At 44.5% G+C, this 14912-nt stretch carries 15 protein-coding genes; 4 read left to right on the top strand and 11 right to left on the bottom strand.

The features are described from left to right. Window positions 1–33 precede the first annotated feature (33 nt). Window positions 34–654, top strand: coding sequence for a DUF3298 domain-containing protein (locus ACK8P5_RS05360; RefSeq protein ID WP_422659948.1), 621 nt, complete (start codon window positions 34–36; stop codon window positions 652–654). Between the two features lie 91 nt (window positions 655–745). Here ACK8P5_RS05360 and htpG read toward each other — a convergent pair whose 3' ends face one another. From htpG to ACK8P5_RS05320, 8 genes are all read right to left on the bottom strand, one after another. Then, window positions 746–2626 carry a molecular chaperone HtpG gene (htpG, locus tag ACK8P5_RS05355; protein WP_422659947.1) on the bottom strand — a complete coding sequence of 627 codons (1881 nt, stop codon included), beginning with the start codon at window positions 2624–2626 and terminating at the stop codon, window positions 746–748. A gap of 509 nt (window positions 2627–3135) precedes the next feature. After that, window positions 3136–3861, bottom strand: a complete 726-nt coding sequence (locus ACK8P5_RS05350) for a nucleoside phosphorylase (RefSeq protein ID WP_422659946.1) — start codon at window positions 3859–3861, stop codon at window positions 3136–3138. A 1-nt stretch (window position 3862) separates the two neighbouring features. After that, on the bottom strand, window positions 3863–4537 hold the full coding sequence (locus ACK8P5_RS05345) for a sulfite oxidase-like oxidoreductase (RefSeq protein ID WP_422659945.1): 675 nt from the start codon (window positions 4535–4537) through the stop codon (window positions 3863–3865). A 24-nt stretch (window positions 4538–4561) separates the two neighbouring features. Then, window positions 4562–5485, bottom strand: coding sequence for an ABC transporter permease (locus ACK8P5_RS05340; RefSeq protein WP_422659944.1), 924 nt, complete (start codon window positions 5483–5485; stop codon window positions 4562–4564). Continuing rightward, a complete protein-coding gene (locus tag ACK8P5_RS05335) occupies window positions 5486–6535 on the bottom strand; it encodes an ABC transporter permease (protein ID WP_422659943.1) in 1050 nt (349 codons plus the stop codon). It abuts the gene before it with no gap. Next, window positions 6535–8028: an ABC transporter ATP-binding protein gene (locus ACK8P5_RS05330; RefSeq protein WP_422659942.1), complete on the bottom strand. Its 1494-nt coding sequence runs from the start codon at window positions 8026–8028 to the stop codon at window positions 6535–6537. The genes ACK8P5_RS05335 and ACK8P5_RS05330 overlap by 1 nt, the downstream gene beginning before the upstream one ends. A gap of 74 nt (window positions 8029–8102) precedes the next feature. Then, complete coding sequence (locus tag ACK8P5_RS05325; RefSeq protein WP_422659941.1) at window positions 8103–9137, bottom strand: BMP family protein; 1035 nt, start codon at window positions 9135–9137, stop codon at window positions 8103–8105. A 274-nt stretch (window positions 9138–9411) separates the two neighbouring features. After that, window positions 9412–10764 carry an MATE family efflux transporter gene (locus tag ACK8P5_RS05320; RefSeq protein WP_422659940.1) on the bottom strand — a complete coding sequence of 451 codons (1353 nt, stop codon included), beginning with the start codon at window positions 10762–10764 and terminating at the stop codon, window positions 9412–9414. Between the two features lie 198 nt (window positions 10765–10962). Here ACK8P5_RS05320 and ACK8P5_RS05315 point away from each other — a divergent pair, with 198 nt between their 5' ends. From ACK8P5_RS05315 to ACK8P5_RS05305, 3 genes are all read left to right on the top strand, one after another. Then, a complete protein-coding gene (locus tag ACK8P5_RS05315) occupies window positions 10963–11355 on the top strand; it encodes a hypothetical protein (RefSeq protein WP_422659939.1) in 393 nt (130 codons plus the stop codon). A gap of 105 nt (window positions 11356–11460) precedes the next feature. Next, the gene (locus ACK8P5_RS05310) at window positions 11461–12216 is read left to right on the top strand and encodes a YheC/YheD family protein (RefSeq protein WP_422659938.1); all 756 of its coding nucleotides are present in this window, start codon (window positions 11461–11463) and stop codon (window positions 12214–12216) included. 266 nt (window positions 12217–12482) lie between these two features. Beyond that, window positions 12483–13697: a Bcr/CflA family multidrug efflux MFS transporter gene (locus ACK8P5_RS05305; protein WP_422661380.1), complete on the top strand. Its 1215-nt coding sequence runs from the start codon at window positions 12483–12485 to the stop codon at window positions 13695–13697. 59 nt (window positions 13698–13756) lie between these two features. Here ACK8P5_RS05305 and ACK8P5_RS05300 read toward each other — a convergent pair whose 3' ends face one another. From ACK8P5_RS05300 to ACK8P5_RS05290, 3 genes are all read right to left on the bottom strand, one after another. Continuing rightward, window positions 13757–13945 (bottom strand): hypothetical protein, encoded by a 189-nt coding sequence (locus ACK8P5_RS05300; RefSeq protein ID WP_422659937.1) that lies wholly within the window; start codon window positions 13943–13945, stop codon window positions 13757–13759. A 60-nt stretch (window positions 13946–14005) separates the two neighbouring features. Then, complete coding sequence (locus ACK8P5_RS05295) at window positions 14006–14443, bottom strand: GNAT family N-acetyltransferase (protein WP_422659936.1); 438 nt, start codon at window positions 14441–14443, stop codon at window positions 14006–14008. A gap of 91 nt (window positions 14444–14534) precedes the next feature. After that, window positions 14535–14822 carry a hypothetical protein gene (locus ACK8P5_RS05290; RefSeq protein ID WP_422661379.1) on the bottom strand — a complete coding sequence of 96 codons (288 nt, stop codon included), beginning with the start codon at window positions 14820–14822 and terminating at the stop codon, window positions 14535–14537. Window positions 14823–14912 lie beyond the last annotated feature (90 nt).

Genomic DNA, 14912 nt, shown 5'->3' with positions numbered 1-14912 from the left:
TATTGTATCTGATGTGAAATGGGGCGAAGATACATGGCCTATTATGCGCCGGTTGAAATCCGGACACAGACCTACAAGGCTCCCGGTATTGTTATTCAATACCCGCAAGTAACTGGGCTGGCTAACCAGCAAGCCGAAGCGAAGATCAACAGAGCGATTACTGCGCAAATTCAAGAAATGCAGCGTATCCAGCAAGGGGTACAGACCGGAAGGAATCCGGAAACCATCGGGCATTTTGAGATCAAAACAAACGAACGTGGTCTGTTAAGTCTGATGCTTAGTAATTACACATACTCGGTCCCCATGGCTCACGGTTATACCGTAGCTAAAGGCCTGACCTTCTCAACACAAACGGGGCAATCCTATCGTCTTTCAGATCTGTTCCGTCCAGGTTCCAATTACTTAGCTGTTCTAAGTGCCGAGGTGAATCGGCAGATTAAAGAACGCAATATTCCTACGCTCGAAGGAAGCGTAACTGTACAGCCTAACCAAGACTTTTATCTGGCTGACAAGTCGCTGGTTATCTTTTATCCACTGTATGCGATTACTCCCGGATACGTGGGGTTCCCGATGTTTCCCATCTCGGTATATTCCCTCCAAAGCGTCGCAACAGAGGATGGACCACTTATGACGCTGTCAGCGGATATGGCTTGAATAAATAACAAATAACCCGCAGCAATGGATCAAATTCCAAAGCTGCGGGTTATTGTTAGTGATGTGAGTCAGGATTCATTCTGGCTCTTAACTACACCATAATCTTGCAAATATCGTTCGTAAACTCTACGGGATCAGAGATTGTCAGGCCTTCAATCAACAATGCTTGATTATACAGAAGGTTCGTGTAAAGCGCTAACTTCTCTTGGTCGCCCTTATGAGCATCTTTCAGAGACTTAAATACTTCATGGTTGATGTTGATCTCCAGCACCTTGTCTGCTTTAACATCCTGACCATTCGGCATAGCTTTCAAAATTTTCTCCATCTCAATCGTTAAATCACCTTCAGCTGTGAGGCATACCGGATGGGATTTCAGACGCTTCGATGCGCGAACACTCTTCACTTTTCCACCCAAAATTCCGCTCATCGACTCGAACAATTCCTTGTTCTCGCCTTCTTCTGCTTCCGATGGCTTATCCTCTGCATCTGGCTCAATGCCAAGGTCGCCGCTAGATACAGACTTAAACTCTTTTTCTTTATAAGTCATCAGCATTTTGATTGCGAACTCATCCACGTCATCCGTGAAGTATAGAATTTCATATCCTTTATCCGCTACCATCTCTGTCTGTGGAAGCTTCTCAATGCGATCGATCGATTCACCAGCCGCATAGTAGATATACTTCTGATCTTCAGGCATTCTCGATACATACTCATCCAGCGTAACCAACTTCTTCTCGGTGGAAGAATAGAACATCAGCAGGTCTTGCAGAACGTCCTTGTGTGTTCCGTAATCGTTGTATACACCGAACTTAAGCTGTCTACCAAACGCATTGTAGAACTGCTCATACTTCTCTCTTTCATCTTTCAACAAGCTTTGGAGCGCGCTCTTAATCTTGCTCTTAATGTTCTTCGCAATCATCGTGAGCTGACGGTCATGCTGCAGCATCTCACGGGAAATGTTCAGTGACAGATCCTCGGAATCTACCATACCCTTCACGAAGCTGAAGTAGTCCGGAAGAAGGTCTCCGCATTTGTCCATGATGAGTACACCATTAGAGTACAGTTCAAGACCTTTTTCAAATTCCTTCGTGTAATAGTCAAACGGCGTATTCTCTGGAATGAACAAGATCGCATTGTATACCACTGCGCCATCCGCTTTGATGTGGATATGTTTCAGCGGTTTATCAAATCCGTAGCGTTTCTCCGTATAGAAATTGTTGTAATCCTCATCTGTCAGCTCGTCCTTATTTTTGCGCCAGATTGGAACCATACTGTTAACCGTTTGTTCTTCCACATATTCCTCAAATTCATTCTCCGTACCTTCTTTAGGACGCTGACCCTTGATATCCATCTTAATAGGGTAACGAATAAAATCTGAATATTTCTTAATGATCGATTTGAGGCGGTACTCCTCAAGGTATTCATCATACTGATCGTCTTCGGTATTCTCTTTAATCTTCAGCACGATTTCCGTACCTACCGAATCCTTCTCACACGGCTCGATCGTGTAGCCTTCCGTTCCCGTGGACTCCCACTTGAACGCTTGGTCGCTGCCCAGCGCTTTACTTGTTACGGTTACGACATCCGCTACCATAAAGGCAGAATAGAAGCCGACACCGAACTGACCAATAATGTTGTGCCCGTCCTTCGCTTCATTCTCACTCTTGAAGGCAAGGGAGCCACTCTTCGCAATTACCCCTAGATTGTTCTCCAGATCTTCCTGCGTCATCCCGATCCCGGAATCAGTGATCGTCAGTGTACGGTTCGCCTTGTCAGCGGTCACCTTGATGTAATAGTCTTCTTTATTAAATACGAGATTATCGTCTGTAAGTGCTCTGTAATAAATTTTGTCGATCGCGTCACTTGCGTTAGAAATCAGCTCTCTGAGAAAAATCTCTCGCTGCGTATAAATGGAGTTGATCATCATTTCAAGCAATCGTTTCGATTCTGCTTTAAACTCTTTTTTAGCCATGGATGAATCTCCCTTCAAACATTAATTTACTTTTAGCACTCCCCTGTCGAGAGTGCCAACACTTCTTTTATTTAACACGTTCTATTTTTTAATGTCAATATGTTTGGGGATGTTCTTTGAAAACCGCTACACGTACGTATCGTTCTTTCAATCGCTGTTGTCTCTGAATTTCCTGAATGATTGCTATGCGGTTAAAATTCAGAGACAAAGGCGAACGCTATCGCTTTTACAGAATCGATTCGTCCGCTCCGCTGCTACGTGCTCAAAGACTTTTAGGGAAAATAATAGAACAGCTCCTATGGCCGCTGCTCATGAATACTCCAATATTACTCTGATTTTCATCACGAATTGTGATTCCAAGCATAGAAAGTTGCTGGCTAAAATCAGCTCCATCCTGTTTTTCATTCTTTTAAGCGCATTCTCTCGCTCGTTGGATATCCTCTACATAAAAAAAGCGACCCCCATCGGCAAATCACCGATAGAGAATCGCTATTCCATATAAATTCATTCTAATCTGCCAGTGCTACAACGGCCTTTAAGGCAGCGTTAATCTCACGTTCGACAGCATCTGCAACCACATTCGTATTCGGATCATATTCTGCTGCGAGGTCGGCATCCGCGAAACCATCCATCGCAACAATAGCACCTGCACGAACGCCGCGAAGAGCCGCAACAACGTAAAGTGCGGAAATCTCCATCTCCACGCCGAGAGCACCCGCTGCTTTATACTTCTGATGCGGGAATTCTTCCACACCATTAAAGAATACATCCAGTGTCACGGTAATTCCCTTGCGCACGACACCTTCACCCAAGGAGAGGGCGGAATCATACAACGCTTCAGCAACCTCGCTGTCAGCCACCGCAGGGAAACCATCCGGTACGAGCTGCTTCGTCAGGCCATCGGTTCTTACCGCCGCTGTACTTACGACTAGACTGCCTGCAGGGATATCAGCATGATATGAACCTGCTGTTCCAACCCGAATCAGCGTCTTCGCACCTGCGCGAATGAGTTCCTCGAAGCAGACCGCTGCTCCTGGTGAACCTACGCCATGACTTGTTACGGCTAGCTCAACGCCTTCATACGTTCCAACGAATGTGCGATATTCGCGGCTGAAAGCCAGCTCACGTGCGCCTTCCAGCTTGCGTGAGATGATCTCTGCACGATTCGGGTCACCGCAGACCACTACAAATTCAGGTATATCTTCCGAGTTCACTTGCAATATTGGCATTAACATATTAATCATACTCCTTACGTGTCCATTCATCTTCCGGTATCGGAAGTGCTTCACCACTAAACCGCTGTTCTTCAAAAGGATCTGCCTCGTTATGAAAACCATTGCGCTCCCAGAAGCCCGGACGGTCTTCTTTCATAAATTCAATCTTACGCAGCCATTTGGCACTCTTCCAGAAATAACGATGCGGCACAACCGTCCGCAGTGGCCATCCATGCTTCTCTGTAAGTGGCTCACCATTAAAACGATATGCCATCAATACATCATCCTTGAGAAGATCCTCGATCGGCACATTTGTGTCATAATCCGGATCAGCATGGAACATAACATACTTCGCCTCCGGCTTTACCTTTAACAACTTCAGGAAATCCCGAAACAGAATCCCTTCCCAGTGTGTATCAAACTTCGACCAGCGTGTCACACAGTGGATATCACAATCGACCGTTACGGTCGGTAGAGCCATTAACTCTTCATAGGTGAATACACGTCTTTCTTCTACCTCACCAAACACCTCAAGTGTCCAAGCTGACATGTCGTAATGAGGAACTTCACCTTCATGAAGAATAGGGAATTTCTCCGTTAATGCTTGTCCTGGCGGCAGCTTGGCTTGCTGCTCATCCGTAAGATTCGAAACAGGCATCGGCTTCATTTTTTTTAACCGTTCTGCTTTTTTATGCACCGAGCTCATCTCCTTCTTGTTGTGTTATCTGGAGCTTGTACCTTGCTTCTGGGCATCCTTAAGGAAGCTCTTATCTTTGAAGAAGAACATAGCCACAATCGTTACAACATACGGAAGCATAGCCGTGAAATGCGAAGGGAGTGCCAAGCCTTGAAAACGAATGCTCACAGCCTCCATGAATCCAAACAACAAGCTAGCTGCCGTTACGCCCAGTGGTCCAGATTGTCCAAGCATCGTGGCCACGAGCGCAATAAATCCACGCCCCGCTGTCATGCCTTCTGTAAACATGGTTAACTGTCCTAACGAAATCTGAGCACCTGCTAATGCACACAATACCCCGCTGACTAACACGGCACCATATTGATACCGGGGTACCCGAATTCCAATACTACTTGCCGCAAGTGGATTCTCACCCGCAGCCAGAAACCGGAAACCATTCTTCGTTCGGTAGAAATAATACCACATGAGTCCTGCAATGACGAAAGATAAGTATACCAGAGGTGTATGACCAGAGAAGATCGGACCTAGTACAGGTATATCCTTAATCAGTGGAATTTCCCACTTCGGTAGACCGACCATGGTATTATCGTAAAACGCACCCTTTACATTAAAAATCGCTCTTAAACAAAAAGTCGTTAACCCCGCCGCCAACGCATTCATCGCAATACCAACAACAATCACATTCGCCCTTAGGTTAATCGTTAGATATGCGAATATAAGGGAGAATATAGATACAATAACGATCGCAAACAGGATCGCATACAACACATTGCCGAAATAGTAGTTACCAACAACCGATGCAAAAGCACCGAGCAACATAAATCCCTCTAGACCTACATTGAACAATCCAACCCGCGCGCACAAGGCTCCCCCGAGCGCTGCAAGTAAAATCGGAGTAAGCACTCGAAGGGCTGTATTTAGTAGAGCAAGATCAAACAGCTGTTCCACTTACTTGTTCCCCTTTCTACGCTTCAGGAAGCTGTATGTGAACTTCGCGGATATAAACAGGATTAACACAGCTTGGATAATAGCTCCCACCTCAAGTGGAACCTCTGTATTACGTTCAACACCCATTCCACCCGTCTGCAGTGCTGCCAAGAATAGTGCCGCCACGAATGTCCCAATCGGATTAGATCCAGCTAGCAGTGCAGCCATAATCCCTGTCCAAGCATAGTCGGCGGTCGTTAAAGCGCCATCGATATATCGATACTGAGACCCCAGAATTTCAACAGCACCGCCAAGACCAGCCAGTCCACCACTAACAAACATCGCACCAATCATCATGGATCCTCGCTTGATACCGCCATATAAAGCAAATAGCGGATTACCTCCAAGCATACGAATCTCATAACCGACAACCGATCTCTTCAGCATGACATACATCACAACCGCCGAAATGACCGCAAGCACAAACCCTAAATGAAGTGGCATTCCACTGATCAACTTAGGTAGCCATACTCCCTTATCAATCATGGCTGATTGTGCCATTGCTGCTGAACCCGATGTATCCTTAAGTGGATAAGCAACCAAATAACCAGCGAATAAATCAGCTACATAGTTCAGAAGTAACGTTGAGATCAGCAAGTTCACAGCAAATTTTGTATCAAAATATCCGGCCATGACCGACCAGAAGCCACCGGCAATCGTACCTGCAAGCAAAGCACAGATGCAGACGAGCCATCCTGGTCCTGGTAAATATAGTCCAACAAGTGCAGCAGCTAAAGCCCCGAATATCATCTGTCCTGGTGAGCCGAGGTTAAAGAATCCGGCACGAAATGCAAAGGCAGCACCTAAGCCGACCAGAATAATCGGGGTCGCGCGCGATAGTGTATTCGTAAAGAAGTACATGCCGCCAAATGCGCCATTCCACATCTCCACATACGTCTCCAGAATGTCTCCCCCTGCGATAAGAATCGCAATCGCACCTGCAAGGAGTCCAACCAATACGGCAACCAGTGGCTGGATGAGCGGAAGTATATATTTCATCGTTTTGTTCATTACACTGTTCCTCCTGCCATAAGCAGACCAAGCTTTTCTTCCGTCGCTTCCTGCGCCGTAAGTTCGCCGGCAATCCGTCCTTCATACATCACAATAATTCGATCTGATAATTTCAATATTTCCGTTAGCTCTGACGATACAAGCAGGATTCCCGTACCTGCATCACGTCTCTTCAGCAGTTCGGTGTGGATGGTTTCCATCGCTCCGATATCCACACCTCGTGTTGGCTCTGCAGCGATCAGGAACGGTGTCCCATGCTCGAGCTCTCTTGCAACAATCAGCTTCTGCAAGTTGCCTCCGGATAAATACTGCGTGGTCGTTTCGAGCGATCCTGTCTTAATCGAGAACTTATTTACCCAGCCAGATACGAGTTCACGAATCTCTTTAAGTTTAAGGAAACCGCCCTTCTGAAAACGACGCTGATGCCCCATAAGCCCTGTATCCATGACCGTAGCTTCACGGTTAGCCCCCCATACATAGCGATCCTCCGGGATATGCGCAAGCCCTTGCTCACGGATCTTGTGGGTAGACATGCCTGTTACATCGTTTCCTGAGACAGCAATTCGACCCTCATCTGGCTGAGCCAGACCCGAAATGACTTGGAGCAGCTCGGATTGGCCATTACCGGAAATACCAGCAACACCGACAACCTCACCGGCTTTCACCTTCAGATTAATTCCATCTAATACGTGCTTGCCCTTCGTACCTTTTACAGTGACATCAGATACTTCAAGTACGTTATCCCCCGGGATCGAAGGATTCTTCTTCAGCTCGGCAAGCTCACGGCCAACCATTAGACGAGACAATTCATTCGCATCTGTCTCCCCCTTCATCACCGTCCCGGACACTTCTCCATCTCGAAGCACTGTAATACGATCAGCAACATCAAGTACTTCATTAAGCTTATGACTAATGAGGATAAAGCTCTTGCCTTGCTTCGCGAGCAGCTTAATAGCCTGCAATAACTCCTGCACTTCTATCGGTGTAAGCACACCCGTAGGTTCATCTAGAATAATGACCTGTGCCCCTTGGTACAATACTTTCAAAATTTCAACGCGCTGCTGAACACCTGGAGCACTTGTCCCTGTAATCGCGTGGGGATCAACCTTCATTCCGTACTGATTGCAGAGATCCTCCACGATTCGAGCAGCCTGTTTACGATCAAACTTTATAGCAGAGCCAGGTTCGTTACCGATCACAATATTCTCAGCAATCGTAAAAGAAGGAAAGAGCATAAAGTGTTGGTGTACCATACCGATACCGTTATGAATCGCGTCTAATGGGCTGGAAAAGGATACTTCCTTGCCGTTCAGCTTTATCGTACCGGATGTTGGTTGTTCCATTCCGTACAGTATCCGCATGAGCGTTGTTTTTCCGGCACCATTCTCCCCAACAATCGCGTGAACCTCTCCTGCTTCCAGTGAAAAATCAATGCCCCGGTTTGCGCTAAATTCACCATACTTCTTGGTAATACGGTCCATTTGGAGTAGCATTTATGTTCTGTCGTCCTTTCACGAGTTTAATGAAAGACCGACTGCCATAGACAGCCGGTCGAAGTGAGAACTAGTTATTGTTCTAGAGCATTCGTAACCTTAATCTTACCTGCAATAATATCGTCAGCAATCTTTTTTAACTTGTCTACATTCTCTTGTCCAATGAAGTCATTTAGCGGAGTTTCGCTCTCATGAGTGACATAAGTAAGACCTACGCCACCTTCCTTCAGACCATAGTCAAGAACCTCATAAGAATATTTGCCTTCAACAAAGTCTTTAACTGTTTCATAAGTAACGGTGTCCGTACGTTTTAGTTGAGCGAGAACAACGTGCTCTGGATCAACACCTGTGTTATCCGTATCTTGTCCTGATGTGTAGAAGCCTTTTTCTTTCGCTGCTTCAAAAACACCAAGGTCTCCTACCGCAGACAAGCCTGCGATAAAGTCAGCACCCTTTGAGTTTTGCAAAAGTGCGAATTCTTTCGCTTTCGCTGGATCTTCGAAGCTACCAACATAGTTAACGAAGATTTCAACATCAGAACGAACCGATTTCGCGCCTTCTGCAAAGCCTGTTGTATATTTGTGCATAATTGGAATATCAGCAGCTACAACATTACCAACCTTACCTGTTTTCGTGGACAAGCCCGCTGCTGCTCCAAGCAAGTAAGCCGCTTCATGCTCACGGAATACAACACTACGAACATTAGGCAAATCAACTACCGTATCTACAATAGCGAATGGCACGTCTGGATTCTCAGCTGCCACTTTATTCAGTGCATCTTCCATTTGGAAAGTTGCTGTAATAATCAGATCATATTTCTCTGCAACCGCGGTACGTAAGTTTTGCTCGATGGAAGCTGGGTCCATGGATTCGATCGTCTTCACTTCTACGCCGAGCTCTTCTCCCGCTTTCTTCAATCCCTCATCCATCAATGCGAAGAAAGGGTTAACTCCGATTTTCTCAGGAATAACAAGCGCGATACGTTTTTTCTCTTTAGAATCGCCCTTAGCTGATGCATCGCTCCCGGATTTACCTTCATCGCTTCCGCAACCTGCTAACAATCCAACGAACAGCACCATCGTTAGTAAAATTGACCATGTCTTTTTCATATCGTGCTCTTATCCCCCTCAAATGTGCTTGTCTTGCTAGTGATACTATTATCCTATTAGATAAAATGAAATATGTCAAAGTAATTTTAGCGAATCGTGTCGTTTTATGACATTTTATGACATAAAAATAAGCATTTTTCTATTTTTCGCAGTACATTACCGCTATAAAAATAACTTAATGTTCGTGATTTACTAGATTTCCAAAGATTCAACTTGTTAAACAGGCAAAAAGAAAAGCACCTTTCGGTGCTTCTTACGACTCATTTTTCTATACTTAAGATTCGAATGAACGTATCCACCGATATCGGTTGACCTTCACGATGGCTACAAAGCATTTTAGAATCTGATCTGACTTTAGGCATATGAACGTTACGATTGGAGATAAATCGAACACGAACGCACATAGGAATGAAGAGGGAAGAACGATAAGCCACATAAAGATAAAGTCGTTATACAGTACAAACTTCGTATCTCCACCACTGCGTACAATCCCTGTGAGAGCTGGCATCTGATAAGCCGTACCCACCACCGTAATCGAAAGGATTGTCATAAATTGCAGCGCAAGTGCCTTCGCTTCACCCGATATGGTGTAGAAACCAAGCACATAGTCTTTAAGAATAAATAGGATAAGCCCCGTACCTAATCCAAGAAGGAGATAAAGGATCTGCAGTGTCTTGGCATATGCTTTGATCTTATCTGAGAATCCTTCCCCGATTGTCTTCCCGATAAGAACCGCCGTTGCACTTGCTGACGCATAAATTACAACTGTGACGAGCTGGAATATCGTCGTGGCTATGCTGTTAGCCGCAATAGCTGCTTCCCCCATATGCCCAAGAATAGCTGTCTGCGCTCCCATAGCGAGCCCCCAGATGGTATTGGACAATAAAATCGGTGAACCAACCTTAATATACTGTTTGAACAAGCTCAGATCGAGCTGGAAGAAATCCTTTAGTTTCAGTAATATTTTGCGATCATAACGCTTGATGTAGCTAATAACGATGACCGTTTCAATCATCCTGGCTAGTAGTGTTGCGATAGCGGAACCTCTTACGCCTAACTCCGGAAAACCTAAATGCCCATAAATGAGCACATAGTTCAGCGCCACGTTAATGATGAGTGTAGACAAAGACACGATAAATCCGATCTTCACCGTTTCCACACTGCGCAGCGAGGCCAGAAGAATATTCGTTACAGCGAAAAAGACGTACGAGAAGCAGATGATCTGCAAATACTTAACACCCTCGTCAATGACACTTTGTCCGCTTGTAAAAATAGAGAGAACTCCATGGGGAAAGAAGAATACAATCGCCCACAGTACCGCACTTAACACTACAGCCATACGCATTCCAATACTTGCAACCCTTCGAATGGACAATATGTCCTTCGCACCCCAATATCTCGAAGCCATAATCACAAGTCCTTCACCAGCGCCCATCACGAGCATATGGAGCAAAAACTGAATCTGATTAGCGAGAGCAACGCCCGAAAGCGCAGGTTCACTATAGCCCCCTAGCATGACATTGTCCGATAAGTTCACACCGAGAGAAATAATGTTCTGCAGTCCGATGATTAAGGTCAGCCAGAAGAAACTCTTGTAAAACTGCTTCTCACGTACAAATAATTTCACGATAGAGATACCTTCTTTTTTTATGAGTTCTGTTACTTTAACCAATATATACTAACTCTTCTAAATAATCAGTACATCTATTGTATATTTTTATATAGCTTTAGAGATTGAATTTGTCACATGCTGTTCATATTCCATTCACATTTCTCATGTAAAATGAACCCTTTCAAATATATTTTTGGAGGGGAAAGGTGGAAAATGATCCATTATAGCAAATGGTTAATTCGCATTGCCGCCATCTATTCACTGATCGGAGCTCTGATTGGTGCGGATATGGCCGGACGACAAGATTATTCACTAACACCTGCACACGCTCATATCCTCGTTGTTGGCTGGCTCACTTTATTTGCATACGGTATGTTCTACTATGTATTTAAAGATATTAGTATGAAAAAAACCGCCAAGTTACATGTCTGGACGAGTCTCATCGGCGGCGGACTCATGCCATTCGGTATGCTACTGTATTACAAAATGGAAAGTACAGCGACACTGCTCTCCTTCATTATTCCGGCATGTATTTTACTCGTAGCCGTAACTTTATTTATCATTATTTTGTTTTTCGATAAAAAGTTGTTCTCTTCACGTAGTTAATTCATATCACATTTAAGAAGGGCCCCCCTCTCATGGGTATAAGCAGTGACTAGCTTCCGTAGCTTTTCATATGCTAGCAAAAAAGAGAGGTGGGGCTCTTTCGCCATGACCTATAAAAGCAGCACGATCAAAAGCAAGTGGAAGAAAACGCAGTGGCTATTGAAGGACTCTCATATCAGATCTTATGTACCTACTACAATGACTTTCAGTAAAAATAATCTATCTTCTATGCTCTCCTCCTATTCCACGGTTTACTTCAAACCTACAAACGGTTCCGGCGGGGTAAATATCGTTCGGATCACAAAGAAGGACGGAGGCTATCAGACACAGCACAATACCGTCAAAAAAACCTACGCCACGCAAGATAAGCTCTATCATGAACTAAAACGATTCGCGGGAACACAGAATTTTCTGCTGCAAAAAGGAATCAAATTAGCCAAAACGAACGGCAAACCATTTGATATTCGTGTCATGGTCCAAAAAACAAACAAAGGCAACTGGGTCAGTCCCGGTCTGTTTACTAAAGTCGGAAGTAAGAACAAGGTAGCTACGAATTATAATCAAGGCGGAAGCATCGGATATTTTCATAAAACACTCGCTGGCGCGGGATATAATGACGATGCGATTCGGAGTATGGAGACTCGGCTGAAACAGCTTGGCGTATCCGTAGGACACAATTTTGATCGAAATTACAGAGGATTCAGGGAACTAGGCTTGGATGTTGCTCTGGATAACAATCGAAGACCTTGGATACTAGAAGTGAATACTCGCCCTCAATTTTATCCCGTAAAGAACCTGAAGGATAAAACGTTATACAACCGGATCCTATCATATGCTAAGCAATATGGAAGAACAAAATAGACCGAATATAAGAAAGGCATCGGATATTTATATCCGGTGCCTTTCTTATAACATCCTCCTTTTAGTTCACCCAAACAATCCGTATCATATATGGATTAAACGTTCTTTAGAGAAAGCACTTTTCATTTTTTTCATACATCAACCTTAAGATTTGTGCTAATCTGTATAGATGTGTTCCAAGAAGATTCATATAGAGAAAGGATAGGTTTGTAACTATTATGAGTGAAGTAAGACACAGATTAAATACGAGAAACCATAAAGAAACGATGGTTCAGACCAAACCAAGCATGAGCCGGATTTGGATGATTCTTATACTGGGGGCTTTGTCAGCATTTGGACCTCTGTCACTCGACATGTACTTGCCTTCCTTACCGGAATTAGCTAAGACCATGCATACGTCAACCTCCCTGACACAGCTTAGTCTGACCTCTTGCCTTATCGGTCTAGCTGTTGGGCAACTGTTCGCAGGTCCAGTTAGTGATGTACGCGGAAGACGCCTTCCATTAATTATTGGTATGGTTGTTTATGGAGTTGCTTCCCTCCTATGCGCATTTAGCACGTCTATTGAGATGTTAATTGCTCTTCGATTCGTTCAAGGAATCGCAGGCTCAGCAGGAATTGTCATCTCCAGAGCCGTAGTCAGAGATATGTATTCCGGCTCAGAACTGACGAAGTTCTTCTCCATGCTAATGCTGGTTAACGGTGCAGCGCCCATTCTCTCTCCGATCATCGGAGGACAACTGTTACAGTTCACCTCTTGGCGCGGAGTATTCATCGTACTCACCGTAATCGGTGTCTTGATGCTTCTAGCTGTACTCTTCTGGCTTCCTGAGACGCTCGGCGTAGACAAGCGTTCCAAAGGCGGAATCATGAATACACTCTCCACGTTCGGGGATTTGCTTCGTGATCGAACATTTATCGGACTTGCTCTGTGCCAAGGCTTTGTATCGGCTGGCATGTTCGCTTATATCTCCGGTTCGCCGTTCGTGCTTCAAGATATTTTTGGTGTATCACCTCAGACCTTCGGCCTGATCTTTGCAGTCAATGGGATCGGTATTATCATTGCAGGCCAAATTACAGGACGACTAGCAGGACGAGTTAGTGAGCGGAACCTGTTCGTCTCTGGTATAGCTCTAGCAACCATCGGTGGCTCTACATTACTGATAGCAGTTGTGAGCGGAGCAGGATTGATTCTTATTCTTCCGACTCTGTTTATCGTTGTTTCCTGTGTAGGTATCGTCGGTACAGCCGGCGCTTCGATGGCCCTTCAAAATTATGGGCATGCAGCGGGTAGCGCTTCTGCACTTCTTGGATTGTTGTCCTACATTTTAGGGGCATTGGTTATGCCACTTGTTGGTATCATGGGCAGCGGAACCGCTGTACCGATGGGCATTGTTATATTCGGTGCTGATCTGGGAGCTGTACTCTGTTACCTCCTGCTTGTTCGCAAGAGCAATGTGAAGACCCGTGCGATTTCTTAATTAATCAAAATAAAATAAACATGCCGACCAAGATTCACCTTGGTCGGCATGTTTATTTTTTAATATCTAATGTTGTATATGATCACTCCGAATATTATAGCAATCACGATAAATACAGCAGCAGCGGCTAGTGTCATTAACATATCACTTCGTAATCCTCTTTGCTTCAGGCCATTCAGCTTCTCTTTAGCCTTTCTTTCAGAGACATCTTGTTTGATCTGATCCAAATTCTCAGGGCCCATAACCATTCAAGCAACCCTCCTAAGCTATCCTATGTATACATAGTTTACCACATGTTGGATAGCTGATTAAGCCTGTGTCCACTCCATTACATATTCCTGTTCCGAGGTTGCTGGATCTTCACTCTCTCCCGTAATCTTAAAGCCATTCTTCTGATAAAACCTTACAGCACTTTCATTCTTCCGGTAAACTTTTAAATGTAGAAAATTATGCTCCTTCTTAACGTGGTCCAGCAGCATTTTTCCAAACCCACGACTCTGTTGATGAACGTCAATAAACAAAGCTGCTATGTACTCATCCACTAATGATATAAACCCGACTATGCTATCATCATCCTTTTTCGTAAGCAGAAATGTTCTTGAAGAAGGAAGATATAGAGTCTTCATGTCTTCTTTCTGAGCATCCCAGTAACTCGCATCAATAAAATCATGCGCCTGTAAAGAACCTTGAAGCCAAATCTCCACAACCCTATCACTATCGAGTGCTGTAAATAACCGAATGTTCATATCCAAATTATCTCCTTTCGAAAGAAAAGGTTCCCTAACGCAAAAAGACACGAATGCAAACCATTCCGTGTCTTTTAATACCTTTATCCAATTATTTATCTGCAAGTTCCTTGGTCGCTGTATCCAGCATCGATTTCCAATCCGCAAAATCGGTTTCTCTCGCAACGTGACGATCGAACAGCTCATCCGGAATATTATCGACATCTGCCTGTGTCTCTACTTGAAAGTTCCCCTTCTCAACAAAGGCACTGAAACTTGTGAAATTAGAATGTTTACGCATAAACGACTCATTAAAAAGATCGTTCAGTGATACGTGATTCGGATCGTTCTGAGCTGCTTTCTGTCCTTGTAAATCTGCCAACAATTCGTCAAATGACATCGGTTTTTGTTTCCTCAAATTACCACTCCTAAATCTATTTTATCGATTCCAGACTACCCTTACACTCGTGTCTACGTCAAGTGTTTCAGA

The sequence above is a fragment of the Paenibacillus sp. EC2-1 genome (assembly GCF_049311625.1).
In the GTDB taxonomy this organism is placed as follows: domain Bacteria; phylum Bacillota; class Bacilli; order Paenibacillales; family Paenibacillaceae; genus Paenibacillus_AQ.
Note: the sequence above shows the minus strand (reverse complement) of the source record. Positions and strands in the feature narration are given on the sequence as shown.

Bases quoted from the DNA above. Each gene is read 5' to 3' on its own strand.
- ACK8P5_RS05360 (WP_422659948.1), top strand. From the start codon at position 34: ATGGCCTATTATGCGCCGGTTGAAATCCGGACACAGACCTACAAGGCT.
- htpG (WP_422659947.1), bottom strand. From the start codon at position 2,626: ATGGCTAAAAAAGAGTTTAAAGCAGAATCGAAACGATTGCTTGAAATG.
- ACK8P5_RS05350 (WP_422659946.1), bottom strand. From the start codon at position 3,861: ATGTTAATGCCAATATTGCAAGTGAACTCGGAAGATATACCTGAATTT.
- ACK8P5_RS05335 (WP_422659943.1), bottom strand. From the start codon at position 6,535: ATGAACAAAACGATGAAATATATACTTCCGCTCATCCAGCCACTGGTT.
- ACK8P5_RS05330 (WP_422659942.1), bottom strand. From the start codon at position 8,028: ATGCTACTCCAAATGGACCGTATTACCAAGAAGTATGGTGAATTTAGC.
- ACK8P5_RS05325 (WP_422659941.1), bottom strand. From the start codon at position 9,137: ATGAAAAAGACATGGTCAATTTTACTAACGATGGTGCTGTTCGTTGGA.
- ACK8P5_RS05315 (WP_422659939.1), top strand. From the start codon at position 10,963: ATGATCCATTATAGCAAATGGTTAATTCGCATTGCCGCCATCTATTCA.
- ACK8P5_RS05310 (WP_422659938.1), top strand. From the start codon at position 11,461: ATGACCTATAAAAGCAGCACGATCAAAAGCAAGTGGAAGAAAACGCAG.
- ACK8P5_RS05305 (WP_422661380.1), top strand. From the start codon at position 12,483: ATGGTTCAGACCAAACCAAGCATGAGCCGGATTTGGATGATTCTTATA.
- ACK8P5_RS05300 (WP_422659937.1), bottom strand. From the start codon at position 13,945: ATGGTTATGGGCCCTGAGAATTTGGATCAGATCAAACAAGATGTCTCT.
- ACK8P5_RS05295 (WP_422659936.1), bottom strand. From the start codon at position 14,443: ATGAACATTCGGTTATTTACAGCACTCGATAGTGATAGGGTTGTGGAG.
- ACK8P5_RS05290 (WP_422661379.1), bottom strand. From the start codon at position 14,822: ATGTCATTTGACGAATTGTTGGCAGATTTACAAGGACAGAAAGCAGCT.